This window comes from Terrabacter sp. Root85 (assembly GCF_001429185.1).
Lineage (GTDB): Bacteria > Actinomycetota > Actinomycetes > Actinomycetales > Dermatophilaceae > Terrabacter.
Map to the genome: position 1 here is coordinate 1,043,361 of NZ_LMIW01000008.1, position 13,287 is coordinate 1,056,647.

The window sequence follows — 13,287 nt, forward strand, 5'->3', positions numbered from 1 at the left end:
ACTGTGGCACGAGGCCGGGCCGGTCAGCGGCAGTTGCAGGAGGTCGTGACCGGGCCGTGACACCCATGGATACAGTGGGCTCGCGGCCCCTGCGGGCCTCTTCTCACCACGGCAACGGCGCCATGGTCGAGTCAGTCCGGAAGGAAGTGCAGCAGCATGAAGGTCGGCATCCCCCGCGAGGTCAAGAACCACGAGTACCGCGTGGCCATCACCCCCTCAGGCGTCCACGAGCTCACCGAGAACGGTCACGACGTCATCGTGGAGAAGGACGCCGGTGTCGGTTCGCAGATCAGCGACGACGACTACGTCGCGGCAGGCGCCCGCATCCTCGGCTCCGCCGACGACGTCTGGGGCGAGGCGGAGATGGTGCTCAAGGTCAAGGAGCCCGTGGCCGAGGAGTACCACCGGATGCGCGAGGGCCTGACCCTCTTCACGTACCTGCACCTCGCGGCCGACAAACCGCTCACCGAGGAGCTCGTCAAGCGCAAGGTCACCGGCATCGCCTACGAGACCGTGCAGCTGCCATCCGGGGCCCTGCCGCTGCTCTACCCGATGTCCGAGGTGGCCGGCTGTCTCGCCCCGCAGGTCGGTGCCCACGCGCTGATGCGCGCCCAGGGCGGCCGCGGCGTGCTCATGGGCGGCGTCGGTGGCGTGGCCAACGCCAAGGTCGTCATCCTCGGTGCCGGCGTGTCGGGCCAGAACGCCGCCAACATCGCGCTCGGCATGGGTGCCGACGTCACGCTGCTCGACACCGACCTCGACAAGCTGCGGATGTCCTTCTGGCGCTACGAGAACCAGGTCCACGGCCTCGCGTCCAACCGCCTCACGGTGCAGCAGCAGGTCCAGGAGGCCGACATGGTCATCGGGGCCGTGCTCATCCCCGGTGCGGCCGCCCCCAAGCTCGTCTCCAACGAGCTCGTCTCCCAGATGAAGCCGGGCTCCGTGCTCGTCGACATCGCCATCGACCAGGGCGGCTGCTTCGAGGACAGCCACGCCACGACGCACGCCGACCCCACCTACACGGTGCACAACTCGGTCTTCTACTGCGTCGCGAACATGCCCGGCGCCGTGCCCAACACGTCCACCTACGCGCTGACGAACTCGACGCTGCCGTATGCCGTGAAGCTCGCCAACCAGGGGTGGCGCGACGCGCTGCGCGCCGACCACGCGCTCGGACTCGGTCTCAACACGCACGACGGGCACGTCACGTACGCCGGCGTCGCGGAGGCCCACGGCATGACGTCGGTTGGTCTCGACGAGGCCCTGTCCTGACCGAGCAGGTCGTCACCGAGCCACCCGCGGCACGGCCCTCGCGCCTCGAGCGCGACGTCCGCGGGTGGCTCGACCACGTCCGCGTCGAGAAGGGCGCGTCCGACAACACCCTCAAGTCCTACGCCCGCGACCTGCGCTCCTACGCAGCGTTCCTGGCGGCCAAGGGGATCGACGACCCGAGCCGGGTCACCGAGGCCGACGTCACCGACTTCCTCGCCTCCCTGCGCGAGCGCGGGCTCGCGGCCTCGTCCGCGGCCCGCACGCTCGTCGCCGTGCGCGGCTTCCACCGGTTCCTCGCGCTCGAGGGCGAGGTCGCCGGCGACCCGGCGGCCAACGTCGCCCCGCCCAAGCCACCCGCCCGGCTGCCCAAGGCGATCCCGATCGAGGCCGTGGAACGGCTGCTCGCGGCGGCATCGGTCGGCGACACGCCCGAGTCACTGCGCGACCGTGCCCTCCTCGAGGTCCTCTACGGCGTCGGCGCCCGCATCAGCGAGGCCGTCGACCTCGACGTCGACGACATCGAGACCGCCGGACCCGCAGACGGCTCCGGGACCGCCCCGAACGGCGGGGGAGTGGCGTCCGTCCGGCTGCACGGCAAGGGTGGCAAGGAGCGCGTCGTCCCCGTCGGCCGCTACGCGGTCGAGGCCGTGACGGCATACCTCGTCCGGGGCCGTCCGGCCCTCGCCACGCACGGACAAGGGGGGCCGGCGCTCTTCCTCAACCAGCGGGGGGCGCGCCTCTCGCGGCAGTCGGCCTGGGCGATCATCCGCCGCGCCGCCGAGCGGGCCGACCTCACCGAGCACGTGTCGCCCCACACGCTGCGCCACTCCTTCGCCACCCACCTGCTCGACGGCGGGGCGGACGTCCGCGTCGTCCAGGAGCTGCTCGGGCACGCCTCCGTGACCACCACCCAGATCTACACGATGGTGTCGGTCCACCGACTCCGCGAGGTCTATGCGGGCGCCCACCCCCGTGCCCGCTGATAAGGTCACACGTGATCAGCGCGAGGCTGACCGCAGCATCCCAGGGCAAGGCCGAGCGGAGTGGAACACCCGGTGAACGAGGAGTCACACGACACCATGCAGTCCGTGCCGTCCGAGGACCTCGACCAGCCCCGACAGAGTCCGGTCGGTGCCGCCCCGCGGGTCGCCCACCTGCCCGGCACCGAGTCCGCCGGCTCCGGGGCCATGGGCCCGACCGGCCGTCCGCTGCCCGACTTCCCGACCCCCGTGCCGCTCTCGAGCCACGGGCCCGCGCGCATCATCGCCATGTGCAACCAGAAGGGCGGCGTCGGCAAGACGACGACGACGATCAACCTCGGTGCCGCGCTGGCCGAGCTCGGTCGCAAGGTCCTCGTCATCGACTTCGACCCGCAGGGTGCGCTCTCCGTCGGTCTCGGCGTCAACGCGCAGGAGCTCGACACGACGATCTACAACCTCCTCGTCGAGCGCGGCCACGAGATCCACGACGTCATCCAGCAGACGCGCACGCCCAACCTCGACCTCGTGCCGGCCAACATCGACCTGTCCGCGGCCGAGGTCCAGCTCGTCGGTGAGGTCGCCCGCGAGCAGATCCTCGCCCGCGTCCTGCGCCCCGTCGTCGACGAGTACGACCTCGTCCTCATCGACTGCCAGCCGTCGCTCGGCCTGCTCACGGTCAACGCCCTGACGGCCGCGCACGGCGTCATCATCCCGCTCGAGTGCGAGTTCTTCGCGATGCGCGGCGTCGCCCTGCTCATCGACACGATCGACAAGATCACCGACCGGCTCAACCCGCGCCTGCAGGTCGACGGCATCCTCGCCACCATGTACGACAGCCGGACCCTGCACAGCCGGGAGGTCGTGCGCTCGGTCGTCGACCACTTCGGCGAGCAGGTCTTCCACACGGTGATCAGCCGCACCGTGAAGTTCCCCGACGCGACCCTGGCCGCCGAGCCGATCACGTCCTACTCGTCCGAGCACTCCGGTGCCAACGCCTACCGCCAGCTCGCCCGTGAGCTCATCGCGCGCGGCGGCGCGGCCTGATCCGCAGTGATCTGATGACCGAGCAGGACACCGTCGACCGCCCCGCGGTCGACGCCGACGACGCTGCCGTGCCCCCGGACCCGATGGTCGAGGTAGCACCAGCCCAGGAGCTGACGCCCGGCGGTGTCATCACGCGACGCTCTGCAGCCCCCTTCGAGGTGCACCTCGACGTCTTCTCCGGGCCCTTCGACCTCCTGCTCGGCCTCATCAGCAAGCACAAGCTCGACATCACCGAGGTCGCCCTCGCCAAGGTCACCGACGAGTTCGTCGCGCACATCAAGACCGCCCAGGCAGCCAACAGCGACTGGGACCTCGGCCAGGCCTCGGAGTTCCTCCTCATCGCGGCGACCCTGCTCGACCTCAAGGCCTCGCGCCTGCTCCCGCAGTCGGGCCCCCAGGACGACGAGGACCTCGCGCTCATCGAGGCGCGTGACCTGCTCTTCGCCCGGCTCCTGCAGTACCGCGCCTACAAGGACATCGCGGCCACCTTCCGTGAGCGGATGGCCACGGCCGGCCGCATCACCCCGCGCCAGGCCGGTCTCGAGCCGGAGTTCGCGGCACTGCTGCCCGAGCTCGTCATCGCCATCACACCCGAGCAGTTCGCGATGATCGCCGCCCGGGCGATGACGCCGAAGGTGGCGCCCACCGTCGGGCTCGAGCACCTCCACGCACCGCAGGTCAGCGTCCGGGAGCAGGCGGCGATCATCGTCGAGCGCCTGCGCCACCGCGGACAGGTCTCGTTCCGCAGCCTCGTGGCCGACGCCGACAGCACCCTCGTCATCGTGGCGCGCTTCCTCGCCCTGCTCGAGCTGTTCAAGGAGGCGGCGATCGCCTTCGAGCAGGCCGAGGCGCTCGGCGAGCTCGACATCCGCTGGACGGGCACCGACGACGGCGACATCGCCATCGACGACGAGTTCGACGAGGACGACGAGGACGACGAGAACGAGGACGACGTCGAGGGCGCCGAGGGTGACGCGCCGACGCCGGACACCGAGCAGACGGGTGGCGACGCCACCTCACGAAGAGGAGCAGACGATGAGTGACCAGTCGGCGCAGGGGCCCGACGCGACCGTCGAGCCCGAGGTGCTCGGCGACCGCGAGGGTGCCGACGAGCAGATCGCCTTCGACATCAACGACTTCCCGGGCGGAGCCCGCTCGGCGCTCGAGGCCGTGCTCATGGTCGTCGACGAGCCGGTGACCGAGGTCGCCCTCGCGTCGGCACTCGAGCTGCCCGTCGACGACGTGCGGGTCCATCTGCACGCCCTCGAGGAGGAGTATGCCGCCGCGCAGCGCGGGTTCACCCTCCGCAGCGTGGCGGGCGGATGGCGCGTCTACAGCCGGTCCGACTTCGCGCCCGTGGTCGAGAAGTTCGTCCTCGACGGCCAGCAGGCCAAGCTGACCCAGGCCTCGCTCGAGACGCTCGCCGTCATCGCCTACCGCCAGCCGGTCTCCCGCGCCCGCGTCAGTGCCGTCCGCGGCGTCAACGTCGACGGCGTCGTCCGCACGCTGGCGTCGCGCGGCCTCATCGAGGAGGTCGAGGACGTGGGCGAGAGCGGTGCCATGCTCTTCCGCACGACCCCCTACTTCCTCCAGCGGATGGGACTGTCGTCGCTCGACGACCTCCCGGCGTTGGCGCCCTACCTCCCGGACGCCGACGTCATCGACGAGCTCATCGAGGAAGGACACGCATGAGCGAGTACTCCAGGTCCCCCCGCCAGCCGCGCAAGAAGGGGTCCGGGCCCACCGGAGGCCCCGGAAGCGTCGGCGGCGCCCGCCGTGGCGGCCGACCCGTGGCGGGCGGCAAGAGCGCCGGCGGCAAGACCGGCGGCAAGGGCTCCGGCCCGCGCTTCGCAGGCTCGACGAAGGCCAGCCAGCCCACCAGGCTGCCCGACCGCAAGCCCGCACCCGAGATCGACGTCCACGACCCCGACGGCGTGCGCCTGCAGAAGCTCATGGCCGCCGGCGGCGTCGGCTCGCGGCGTGTCTGCGAGAACCTCATCGAGCAGGGGCGCGTCGAGGTCGACGGCCAGATCGTCACGGAGCTCGGCGTGCGCATCAACCCGCAGACCCAGGTCGTCCACGTCGACGGCGTCCGCGTCAACCTCGACGAGGACCGCGTCTACCTCGCCTTCAACAAGCCCAAGGGCGTCGTGACGACGATGCACGACGAGCTCGGCCGCATCTCGCTCGAGGACTACGTCGGCAACCGCGAGCAGCGCCTCTTCCACGTGGGGCGTCTCGACGCCGACACCGAGGGTCTGCTCCTGCTCACCAACGACGGCGACCTCGCCCACCGGCTGCAGCACCCGGCATACGGCGTCCTCAAGACGTACGTCGCGACGATCCGCGGCCCGGTGCAGCGCGACGTCGGCAAGCGCCTGCGCGAGGGCGTCGAGCTCGAGGACGGTCCCGTCAGCGTCGACTCCTTCCGGATCGTCGACCACCAGCCGGGCAAGGCCATGGTCGAGGTGGTGCTCCACGAGGGCCGCAAGCACGTCGTGCGCCGCATGCTCGAGGCGGTCGGGCACCCGGTTCTCGAGCTCGTCCGCACCGAGGTCGGCCCGATCCGTCTCGCCGACCTCAAGTCCGGGCGCACCCGACGCCTCAACAAGGCCGAGATCGGGGCGCTCTACAAGGCCGCCGGTCTGTGATCCGGACGTCCCGGCCCCGGGACGACCGGCTCGCTACGCTGACGGGGTGAGCACGCACGTCCGCATCGTCGGCGCTGGGCTGATCGGGACCAGTCTCGGGATCGCGCTGTCCAACAACGGATTTCGGGTGTCTCTGGACGACCCATCACCGACGGCCGTCCAGCTGGCGCGCGACCTCCGGGCGGGCGAGATGGCCGAGGACGTGACGGACGCCCCGGACGTCGTCGTCGTCGCGGCGCCGCCCGACGTCGCCGCTCGCGTCGTCGTCGACGCGCTGGGCCGGTGGCCCGACGCAGTCGTCACCGACGTCGCCTCCGTCAAGGAGTCGGTGCTCCGCGTCGTCCTCGACTCGGGCGCCGACGCGAGCCGCTACGTCGGGTCGCACCCGATGGCCGGTCGCGAGCGCTCGGGCGCCGCAGCCGCCCGGGCCGACCTCTTCGACGGCCGGGCGTGGGTCGTCGTGCCGCACGAGGCCTCGACCGACGCGGCGGTGCGTCGCGTGAAGGAGCTCGCCCTCGCCGTCGGCTCCGCTGTGCGGGTCATGCCGGCCCACGAGCACGACGAGGCCGTGGCAGCCGTCTCGCACGTGCCCCAGCTCGCGGCGAGCATCGTCGCCGCGTGCCTGCGCGAGCTGCCCGAGTCCGCCGTCGGTCTCGCCGGCCAGGGACTGCGCGACGTGACCCGGATCGCGGCGAGCGACCCACGGCTGTGGACCCAGATCCTCGCCGGCAACGCACCCGCCGTGCGCGACGTCCTGCGCCACGTCCGCGACCAGGTCGACGACGTCGTCGGGGCCCTCGACACCCTCGCCGACGCCGACGGCGCCGGCTCGCTCGGCACGCTGAGCCGGGTCCTCGAGGCCGGCAACCTCGGCCACGCACGGATCCCCGGCAAGCACGGTGCGGCTCCCGCCGCGTACGAGGTCGTCTCCGTCGTCGTCCCCGACGAGCCGGGATCACTGGCCCGACTGCTCACGGACGTCGGCCACGCCGGCATCAACCTCGAGGACCTCCACCTCGAGCACGGGCTCGGGCAGGCCGTCGGCGTCGCCGAGATCTCGGTCGTGCCCGCGTCCGTCGAGCCGTTGCGAGCCGAGCTGGCCCGCCTCGGCTGGCGCGTGCACGACTGACGGCGCCGCCCCTCGGGCGGGTCCGGGGACGGCCCGGTCGAGGCACTATCCTCGTCCGCATGTCGCAGACCCCCGAGGACCCCCTGTCCGGTTTCGTCATCGCTGTCGACGGTCCCTCGGGGTCCGGCAAGTCGAGCGTCAGCAAGCAGGTGGCCCGGTCCCTCGGCTACGGCTACCTCGACACGGGCGCCATGTACCGCGCCCTCACGTGGTGGTGCCTCCACGAGGGTGTCGACCTGACCGACGCCGACGCGATCACCGCTGCGGCGCAAAGCTTTCCGCTGTCCATCGGCACGGATCCCGACGCACCGACCGTGGAGGTCGGCGGCACCGACGTCGCCGGTGCCATCCGCGAGACGGGGATCTCGACCAGCGTCTCCGCGGTCGCCACCGTCATCCCCGTGCGCGAGATCCTGCGGGTCCTCCAGCGCCGCCTCATCTCCGAGGCCGCCGCGGCCACCGGTGGCGTCGTCGCCGAGGGACGGGACATCACGACAGTCGTCGCCCCCGACGCGCCCGTGCGCATCCTGCTCACCGCGTCCGAGGAGGCCCGGCTCGCACGACGCTCGACCGAGCTGCACGGCGCCGCCGACGCCGACGCCGTCGCGGCGACCCGGTCCCAGATCGTCGACCGCGACAAGGCCGACTCCGCCGTGTCGGAGTTCACCGTGGCCGCCGACGGCGTCACGACGATCGACACGTCGCACCTCGACTTCGAGGGCTCGGTCGAGGCGGTGCTCCAGGTGGTCGAGGCGGCCCGGGCATGAGCCAGGCGGTCGCTCCCCATCCGAACCGGGCCCGGATCGGCCGCCCGATCGGCAAGGTCATCTTCAGCACCCTCTACCGGGGCGCGGCCCTGCACCCCGAGCGGGTGCCGCTCACGGGGCCGGTCATCCTCGTCGCCAACCACGCGGCGTTCCTCGACGGGCCCCTCGTCTTCGGCCTGGCGCCGCGCGCCGTGAGCTTCCTCGTCAAGCAGGAGGCCTTCTCGGGCTTCTGGGGCTGGACGATCCGCAACGTCGGCCAGATCCCCATCGACCGCTCCCTCGGGGACCGCGCGGCGTTGGCCTCGGCCAGCGCCGTCCTCGAGGGCGGGGGTGCGATCGGGATCTTTCCCGAGGGCAACCGCGGTGACGGTGAGGTCCACCAGGTCAACCACGGGGCCGCCTGGATCGCGCTGCGCACCGACGCGCAGATCGTGCCGGTCGCGGTCAGCGGGACGCGCATCCCGGGCGCGACGAAGGACGACTGGCCGGCCTTCCGGTCGCGGCTTGTCGTCGACTTCGGCGACCCGTTCCGGCTCGTCGTCGACCCCTCTGCGCCCGGTCGGGACCGTCTCCGGCTGGCCAGTGACCACCTGCGGGACGCCCTCGCGTCACATGTACGCCGCTCGCGGGTGGAGAATGGTTCCTCAACAGACGTTCACTGATTCGAGGACACCGTGACTGACGAGACCGCCCGCCCCATCGACGAGGGCGCTCCGATCTCGACCGCCGACCCCTCCGTCGACGACGCCGCCGTGGAGCGCGCCCTGCGCGCCGGGCTCGACGACTTCGAGCTCAGCCCCGAGGACCAGGCGCTGCTCGACGCCCAGGGGCCGATCTCCGACGACGGCGCGGGGCAGGGCCCGCTGCCCGTCGTGGCCGTGGTCGGCCGACCCAACGTGGGCAAGTCGAGCCTGGTCAACCGCATCCTGCGGCGCCGCGAGGCCGTCGTCGAGGACGTGCCGGGTGTGACGCGTGACCGCGTCTCCTACGAGGCCGAGTGGGGCGGGCGCCGCTTCACCATCGTCGACACCGGCGGCTGGGAGGCGGACGCCACAGGCATCCACCTGCGCGTCGCCGAGCAGGCCGAGATCGCGATCGACCTCGCCGACGTCGTCATGTTCGTCGTCGACGCCACGGTCGGCGCGACGGACGACGACGAGGCGGTCGTCAAGCTGCTGCGCCGCTCCGGCAAGCCGGTGGTGCTCGTGGCCAACAAGGTCGACGACCAGCGCGGCGAAGCCGACGCGGCGATGCTGTGGAGCCTCGGCCTCGGCCAGCCGTTCCCGGTGTCCGCCGTGCACGGCCGCGGGAGCGGCGACGCCCTCGACGCCGTGCTCGAGGTGCTGCCCGACGTGTCCGCGCACGGCGCGTACGCCCAGGGTGGTCCGCGGCGGGTGGCGCTCGTCGGGCGCCCCAACGTCGGCAAGTCGAGCCTGCTCAACCGTCTCGCGGGGTCCGAGCGCGTCGTCGTCGACAACGTGGCCGGCACCACGCGTGACCCGGTCGACGAGCTCATCGAGCTCGGCGGCAAGACCTGGCGCTTCGTCGACACCGCCGGCATCCGGCGCCGCGTCCACCAGAGCCGGGGCGCGGACTTCTACGCGTCGCTGCGCACCCAGACGGCTTTGGAGAAGGCCGAGGTGGCCGTCGTGCTCATCGACGCCGAGGAGCCCATCGCCGAGCAGGACGTCCGTGTCGTGCAGCAGGTCATCGACTCGGGCCGAGCCCTCGTCATCGCGTACAACAAGTGGGACACCCTCGACGAGGAGCGCCGCTACTACCTCGAGCGCGAGATCGAGAAGGAGCTCGTCCAGGTGCCGTGGGCTCCCCGGGCCAACGTCTCCGCGCGCACGGGCCGTCACATGGACCGCCTCGTGCCCGCCATCGAGACCGCCCTCGAGTCGTGGGACACCCGTGTCCCCACCGGCCGGCTCAACGCCTTCCTCGGCGAGATCGTGGCCGCCCACCCGCACCCGCTGCGTGGTGGCAAGCAGCCCCGCATCCTCTTCGCGACCCAGGCCTCGACGCGTCCGCCGCGCTTCGTCATCTTCGCGTCGGGCTTCATCGAGGCCGGCTACCGCCGCTTCATCGAGCGTCGCCTGCGCGAGCAGTTCGGCTTCGAGGGCACGCCGATCGAGGTCTCGGTCCGCGTCCGCGAGAAGCGCCGGCGCTGACCTGCCGCTGTCCCGACGGGGCACACGGCCGCTCCCGGGGGCCGATTGGGACCAGCGGCATCCGGTGCGCTAATGTTCCTTTCGCCCCGAGGGGCATTCGGGCTGTGGCGCAGCTTGGTAGCGCACTTGACTGGGGGTCAAGGGGTCGCAGGTTCAAATCCTGTCAGCCCGACCGAAAAACCGCCTCTGACCTGCGGAAACGCAGGTCAGAGGCGGTTTCGGTTTTGACGTGGATCTCCAGAATGGTTGTTTACTAGACGTAAACGATTTCGAGGCCTACGGATCCGAGCGCGCGTCGTCGCTCTCAGCGAGCCGCTCGAGGAGCTCGGAGAGGTCGGCTGAAACCGGAGGCTTTGCGATGTAGTGGTCCCGGGTCACCTGGCTTGAGGAGTGTCCGAGCTGGCGCGAGGCGAGCTCGGACGTAGTCGCCTCGGAGATCAGCGTCGCGACCGTCTTGCGGAAGGTGTGGGGCGTCACCCACTCATAGCCTGTGTCCTGCCGGATCTGCCGCCACCGACGTTCGATGTTGACGACCTGGTGCCAGGTGCCGTTGCGGGTTGCGAAGACGGCGTCGTTCTCGTTGGGTGTCGCGAACTCCCGGCGCACGCGCAGCAGCTCGGTGGCGAACCGGGGCAGGACTACGGTTCGCCGGCTGGCGTCCGACTTCGGCGTGGGCTTCCGATAGGTGCCCTTCCCTGTTTCGGTCTTGATCGTGCCCGACACCGTGAGCACCGGCAGGTCACCATCGAGGTCCAGGTCGCTCCAGCGCAAGGCGAGCACCTCGCCGATGCGGCAGCCGGTGGCGAGCATCAGGTCGATTATGTCGGCCATGTCGCGGGTGGCCTTCGGTCCGGGGCGGTCCGAGTTGACCCACCGGCGTACAGCGGCGCGGATCTCGACCAGGTCCTCTACCCGAAGCGCCTTGGTCTCCTGCTTCGGTCGGTGAACTCGGCTCGTCCCGCGGGCCGGGTTGGTCGGGATCGCATCGTGTCGGACCGCGAGGTCGAGCATGGCCCCAAGGACGACCTTGGCCTTGCGTTGCCGGTTCACGCTCTGATCGCGCAACCTCAGCAGGAGCCGATCGAGCCGCCCCGTGGTGGCCTCGCGGAGCTTCAGTCCACCGACACTGGGTAGGACCAGGTTGTCCAGCACCCGGCGGTACTCGTTGATAGTGGTCTGCTCGATCCGTCCTTCGGCCTCGAGACCGCTGATCCATTCGGTGGCGAGGTCGATCAGCCGGGTCTCTGCGGTGAGGAGCTCACCTGCTGGCGCGGTGCGCGTGCCCAGGACGTCTCGAAGCGCTCGCTCCGCAGCGGCCTTGCTCGGACCAGTCGCGGTGACGCGGCGCGTGTTGCCGTCGGTGTCACGGAACCGAGTCAGGGCTCGATAGTTGCCGTCGCGGATCTTCTCGGTGGTGATGGTCCCCCAGGTACCGAGGGGGAGTGGTGGCCTGGCCATGGGCTACTCGCCCTCTGCGGGCTCGAGGTGCTCGACGATCCAGGCGTCGAGGTCCGCGCGGCGGTAGCGCAGGCAACCGCCCATCTTCACGGCGCGTGGTCCGAACCCGACCCGGCGTGTCCGCCAGGTGTAGATCGTCGCCTTCGGGATGGCGAGGTAGGCCGCAGCCTCGTCGATGGTCAGGATCATGCTCACTTGGTTGGTGTCGACGGTGGTACTCATCGTGTGCTCCTTCGTGGTCACGAGGACAGGTTTGCCCTCGTAACAGAAGGTGTGCAGCCCTCACCGCGCGGCCTGTGGAGAATCGACCCCTAATCGAGCTTCTGGAGCGATCGCCGATGCATCGCCGGGCGAACGGTCTCCTTGACCCCGACCGGCGAGACCTCGCGTGGAGCATCTGCCGCTCCGTTACGTCGGTTGTCGGGTTGCGATCGCGCTTGCTGTGTTTTGCGCTCTTAGCCAGAGGTCGCAGGTTCAAATCCTGCCCCCGCTACGAATTTCAGGCTCGGTTCCCTCTGGGGAACCGAGCCTGAAAGTTTTCTAACTTGACTCGGTCATCACAAAGTCAGGCTTATGTGACCAACGCGCTCGCGATGCGGGTCACCTCGGCCCAGCCTCGTCCCGGGTGGCGTCGCCGCTACGACAGGGCGATGAACACGCTCATGCTCGCCGCGCTGCCGGCCACCGCCCGCCCCGCCATCCCGCCCACACCCACCGACGACCCCGACCTGACACGCGCGGGGCTCACACCCGTCGATGCCGCCCGCATCGGCAAAGCCCTCGCCGCCGCCCGCACCGCCGGCACCCGGCGGCTCTACGACGTCGTCTGGGGCCAATGGCAACGCTGGTGCGCCGAACGGGGCGTCGCCGCCGTTCCCGCCGACCCACTCGCCGTGTGCGCCTACCTGACCGAACGCGCCGAAGCCGGACGCGCCACCGGCACCCTGGACATGGCCTGCACCGTCATCCGGCACGTCCACCGCACCACCGGCGCCGTCGACCCGATCGCGTCCGAAGCCGTCCGCCAAGTCCGCCGTGGACTGCGTCGTACGTACGGCGGCGCAGCCCGACGCCTCGCCAGGCCGCTGTCGGTCGAGGAGATCCGCCAGATCGTCGGCAGCATCGACCGCACCACCCCGCACGGGATCCGCGACGCCGCGATCATCCTGCTCGGCTACGCCTCCGCCCTGCGGCGAGCCGAGCTCGTCGCGCTCGACCTCGCCGACATCGAGCACAAGCCCGCCGGACTCGTGCTGCACATCCGGCAATCCAAGACAGACCAAGAGGGCCACGGCGAGCAGGTTGCCGTCGCCCACGGCCAGCACGCGCTCACCGACCCGGTCGCCGCGCTCAACGCCTGGCGGGATCTGCGCGGCGAGACCCCCGGCGCCCTGTTCACCCGGATCTGGGGAAGCGCCATCAGCTCCGAACGACTCTCGGGCCACGTCCCCGCCCGGATGCTCCGCTCCCGCGCCATCGCGGCCGGGCTCGACGGCACCCGCATCACCGCCCACTCCCTGCGCGCCGGACACGCCACCACCGCCGCGCTCGCCGGCGTACCGCTGAACCGGATCGCAGCGCAGACCCGGCACAAAGATCTCGGCGTGCTGGTCAACCGCTACATCCGGCCACTCGAAGCTCTCGAGAACACCTCCAGCAAGGACCTCGGCCTGTGAACCTGGCGCACCGCCCCGATCGTCCGGACTCGACCTCGGCGACTTCGTAGCGCGACTCGCCGAACGATGGGGCGACCGGTCGCTCATCCACCCCTTCCGCGACGGCAACACCCGCACTCAGAGCGCCTGGGTCACC

Annotated in this window: 13 protein-coding genes and 1 tRNA gene; 12 read left to right on the forward strand and 2 right to left on the reverse strand. The window is 71.0% G+C overall.

Features of this window, described 5'->3' with window-relative positions; all coding sequences use genetic code 11:
- The first annotated feature begins 156 nt into the window (after window positions 1-156).
- From ald to ASE25_RS11365, 11 genes are all read left to right on the forward strand, one after another.
- Window positions 157-1,272 (forward strand): alanine dehydrogenase, encoded by a 1,116-nt coding sequence (gene ald, locus ASE25_RS11315; protein WP_056777190.1) that lies wholly within the window; start codon window positions 157-159, stop codon window positions 1,270-1,272.
- Complete coding sequence (gene xerD / locus ASE25_RS11320) at window positions 1,269-2,255, forward strand: site-specific tyrosine recombinase XerD (protein ID WP_056777801.1); 987 nt, start codon at window positions 1,269-1,271, stop codon at window positions 2,253-2,255. Before ald ends, xerD begins: the two co-directional genes overlap by 4 nt.
- Window positions 2,256-2,459: 204 nt before the next feature.
- Window positions 2,460-3,296: a ParA family protein gene (locus ASE25_RS11325; protein ID WP_200959089.1), complete on the forward strand. Its 837-nt coding sequence runs from the start codon at window positions 2,460-2,462 to the stop codon at window positions 3,294-3,296.
- A gap of 14 nt (window positions 3,297-3,310) precedes the next feature.
- The gene (locus tag ASE25_RS11330; RefSeq protein WP_082619855.1) at window positions 3,311-4,339 is read left to right on the forward strand and encodes a ScpA family protein; all 1,029 of its coding nucleotides are present in this window, start codon (window positions 3,311-3,313) and stop codon (window positions 4,337-4,339) included.
- Entirely contained in the window at window positions 4,332-4,988 is a 657-nt protein-coding gene (gene scpB, locus ASE25_RS11335; RefSeq protein WP_056777184.1) for an SMC-Scp complex subunit ScpB, read from the forward strand. Before ASE25_RS11330 ends, scpB begins: the two co-directional genes overlap by 8 nt.
- Window positions 4,985-5,947, forward strand: a complete 963-nt coding sequence (locus ASE25_RS11340; RefSeq protein WP_056777181.1) for a pseudouridine synthase — start codon at window positions 4,985-4,987, stop codon at window positions 5,945-5,947. The genes scpB and ASE25_RS11340 overlap by 4 nt, the downstream gene beginning before the upstream one ends.
- A 46-nt stretch (window positions 5,948-5,993) precedes the next feature.
- On the forward strand, window positions 5,994-7,076 hold the full coding sequence (locus ASE25_RS11345; RefSeq protein ID WP_056825375.1) for a prephenate dehydrogenase: 1,083 nt from the start codon (window positions 5,994-5,996) through the stop codon (window positions 7,074-7,076).
- 59 nt (window positions 7,077-7,135) lie between these two features.
- On the forward strand, window positions 7,136-7,843 hold the full coding sequence (gene cmk / locus ASE25_RS11350; protein WP_056825376.1) for a (d)CMP kinase: 708 nt from the start codon (window positions 7,136-7,138) through the stop codon (window positions 7,841-7,843).
- Window positions 7,840-8,505 (forward strand): 1-acyl-sn-glycerol-3-phosphate acyltransferase, encoded by a 666-nt coding sequence (locus ASE25_RS11355; RefSeq protein WP_056825378.1) that lies wholly within the window; start codon window positions 7,840-7,842, stop codon window positions 8,503-8,505. Before cmk ends, ASE25_RS11355 begins: the two co-directional genes overlap by 4 nt.
- A 12-nt stretch (window positions 8,506-8,517) precedes the next feature.
- Window positions 8,518-10,017: a ribosome biogenesis GTPase Der gene (gene der, locus ASE25_RS11360; protein ID WP_056825380.1), complete on the forward strand. Its 1,500-nt coding sequence runs from the start codon at window positions 8,518-8,520 to the stop codon at window positions 10,015-10,017.
- Between the two features lie 98 nt (window positions 10,018-10,115).
- Window positions 10,116-10,189 (forward strand) — tRNA-Pro (locus tag ASE25_RS11365).
- A gap of 104 nt (window positions 10,190-10,293) precedes the next feature.
- Here ASE25_RS11365 and ASE25_RS11370 read toward each other — a convergent pair.
- Together ASE25_RS11370 and ASE25_RS11375 are read right to left on the reverse strand one after the other, a co-directional pair.
- The gene (locus tag ASE25_RS11370; RefSeq protein ID WP_056825381.1) at window positions 10,294-11,475 is read right to left on the reverse strand and encodes a site-specific integrase; all 1,182 of its coding nucleotides are present in this window, start codon (window positions 11,473-11,475) and stop codon (window positions 10,294-10,296) included.
- 3 nt (window positions 11,476-11,478) lie between these two features.
- On the reverse strand, window positions 11,479-11,697 hold the full coding sequence (locus ASE25_RS11375) for an AlpA family transcriptional regulator (RefSeq protein WP_200959063.1): 219 nt from the start codon (window positions 11,695-11,697) through the stop codon (window positions 11,479-11,481).
- Window positions 11,698-12,050: 353 nt separating this feature from the next.
- Between ASE25_RS11375 and ASE25_RS11380 the strand changes: the two genes are divergently transcribed.
- Window positions 12,051-13,151, forward strand: coding sequence for a site-specific integrase (locus tag ASE25_RS11380; protein ID WP_304437915.1), 1,101 nt, complete (start codon window positions 12,051-12,053; stop codon window positions 13,149-13,151).
- The last annotated feature ends 136 nt before the right edge of the window (window positions 13,152-13,287 follow it).

Bases quoted from the DNA above. Each gene is read 5' to 3' on its own strand.
- ASE25_RS11325 (WP_200959089.1), top strand. From the start codon at position 2,460: ATGGGCCCGACCGGCCGTCCGCTGCCCGACTTCCCGACCCCCGTGCCG.
- ald (WP_056777190.1), top strand. From the start codon at position 157: ATGAAGGTCGGCATCCCCCGCGAGGTCAAGAACCACGAGTACCGCGTG.
- ASE25_RS11340 (WP_056777181.1), top strand. From the start codon at position 4,985: ATGAGCGAGTACTCCAGGTCCCCCCGCCAGCCGCGCAAGAAGGGGTCC.
- ASE25_RS11330 (WP_082619855.1), top strand. From the start codon at position 3,311: ATGACCGAGCAGGACACCGTCGACCGCCCCGCGGTCGACGCCGACGAC.
- cmk (WP_056825376.1), top strand. From the start codon at position 7,136: ATGTCGCAGACCCCCGAGGACCCCCTGTCCGGTTTCGTCATCGCTGTC.
- ASE25_RS11370 (WP_056825381.1), bottom strand. From the start codon at position 11,475: ATGGCCAGGCCACCACTCCCCCTCGGTACCTGGGGGACCATCACCACC.
- ASE25_RS11375 (WP_200959063.1), bottom strand. From the start codon at position 11,697: ATGAGTACCACCGTCGACACCAACCAAGTGAGCATGATCCTGACCATC.
- scpB (WP_056777184.1), top strand. From the start codon at position 4,332: ATGAGTGACCAGTCGGCGCAGGGGCCCGACGCGACCGTCGAGCCCGAG.
- ASE25_RS11355 (WP_056825378.1), top strand. From the start codon at position 7,840: ATGAGCCAGGCGGTCGCTCCCCATCCGAACCGGGCCCGGATCGGCCGC.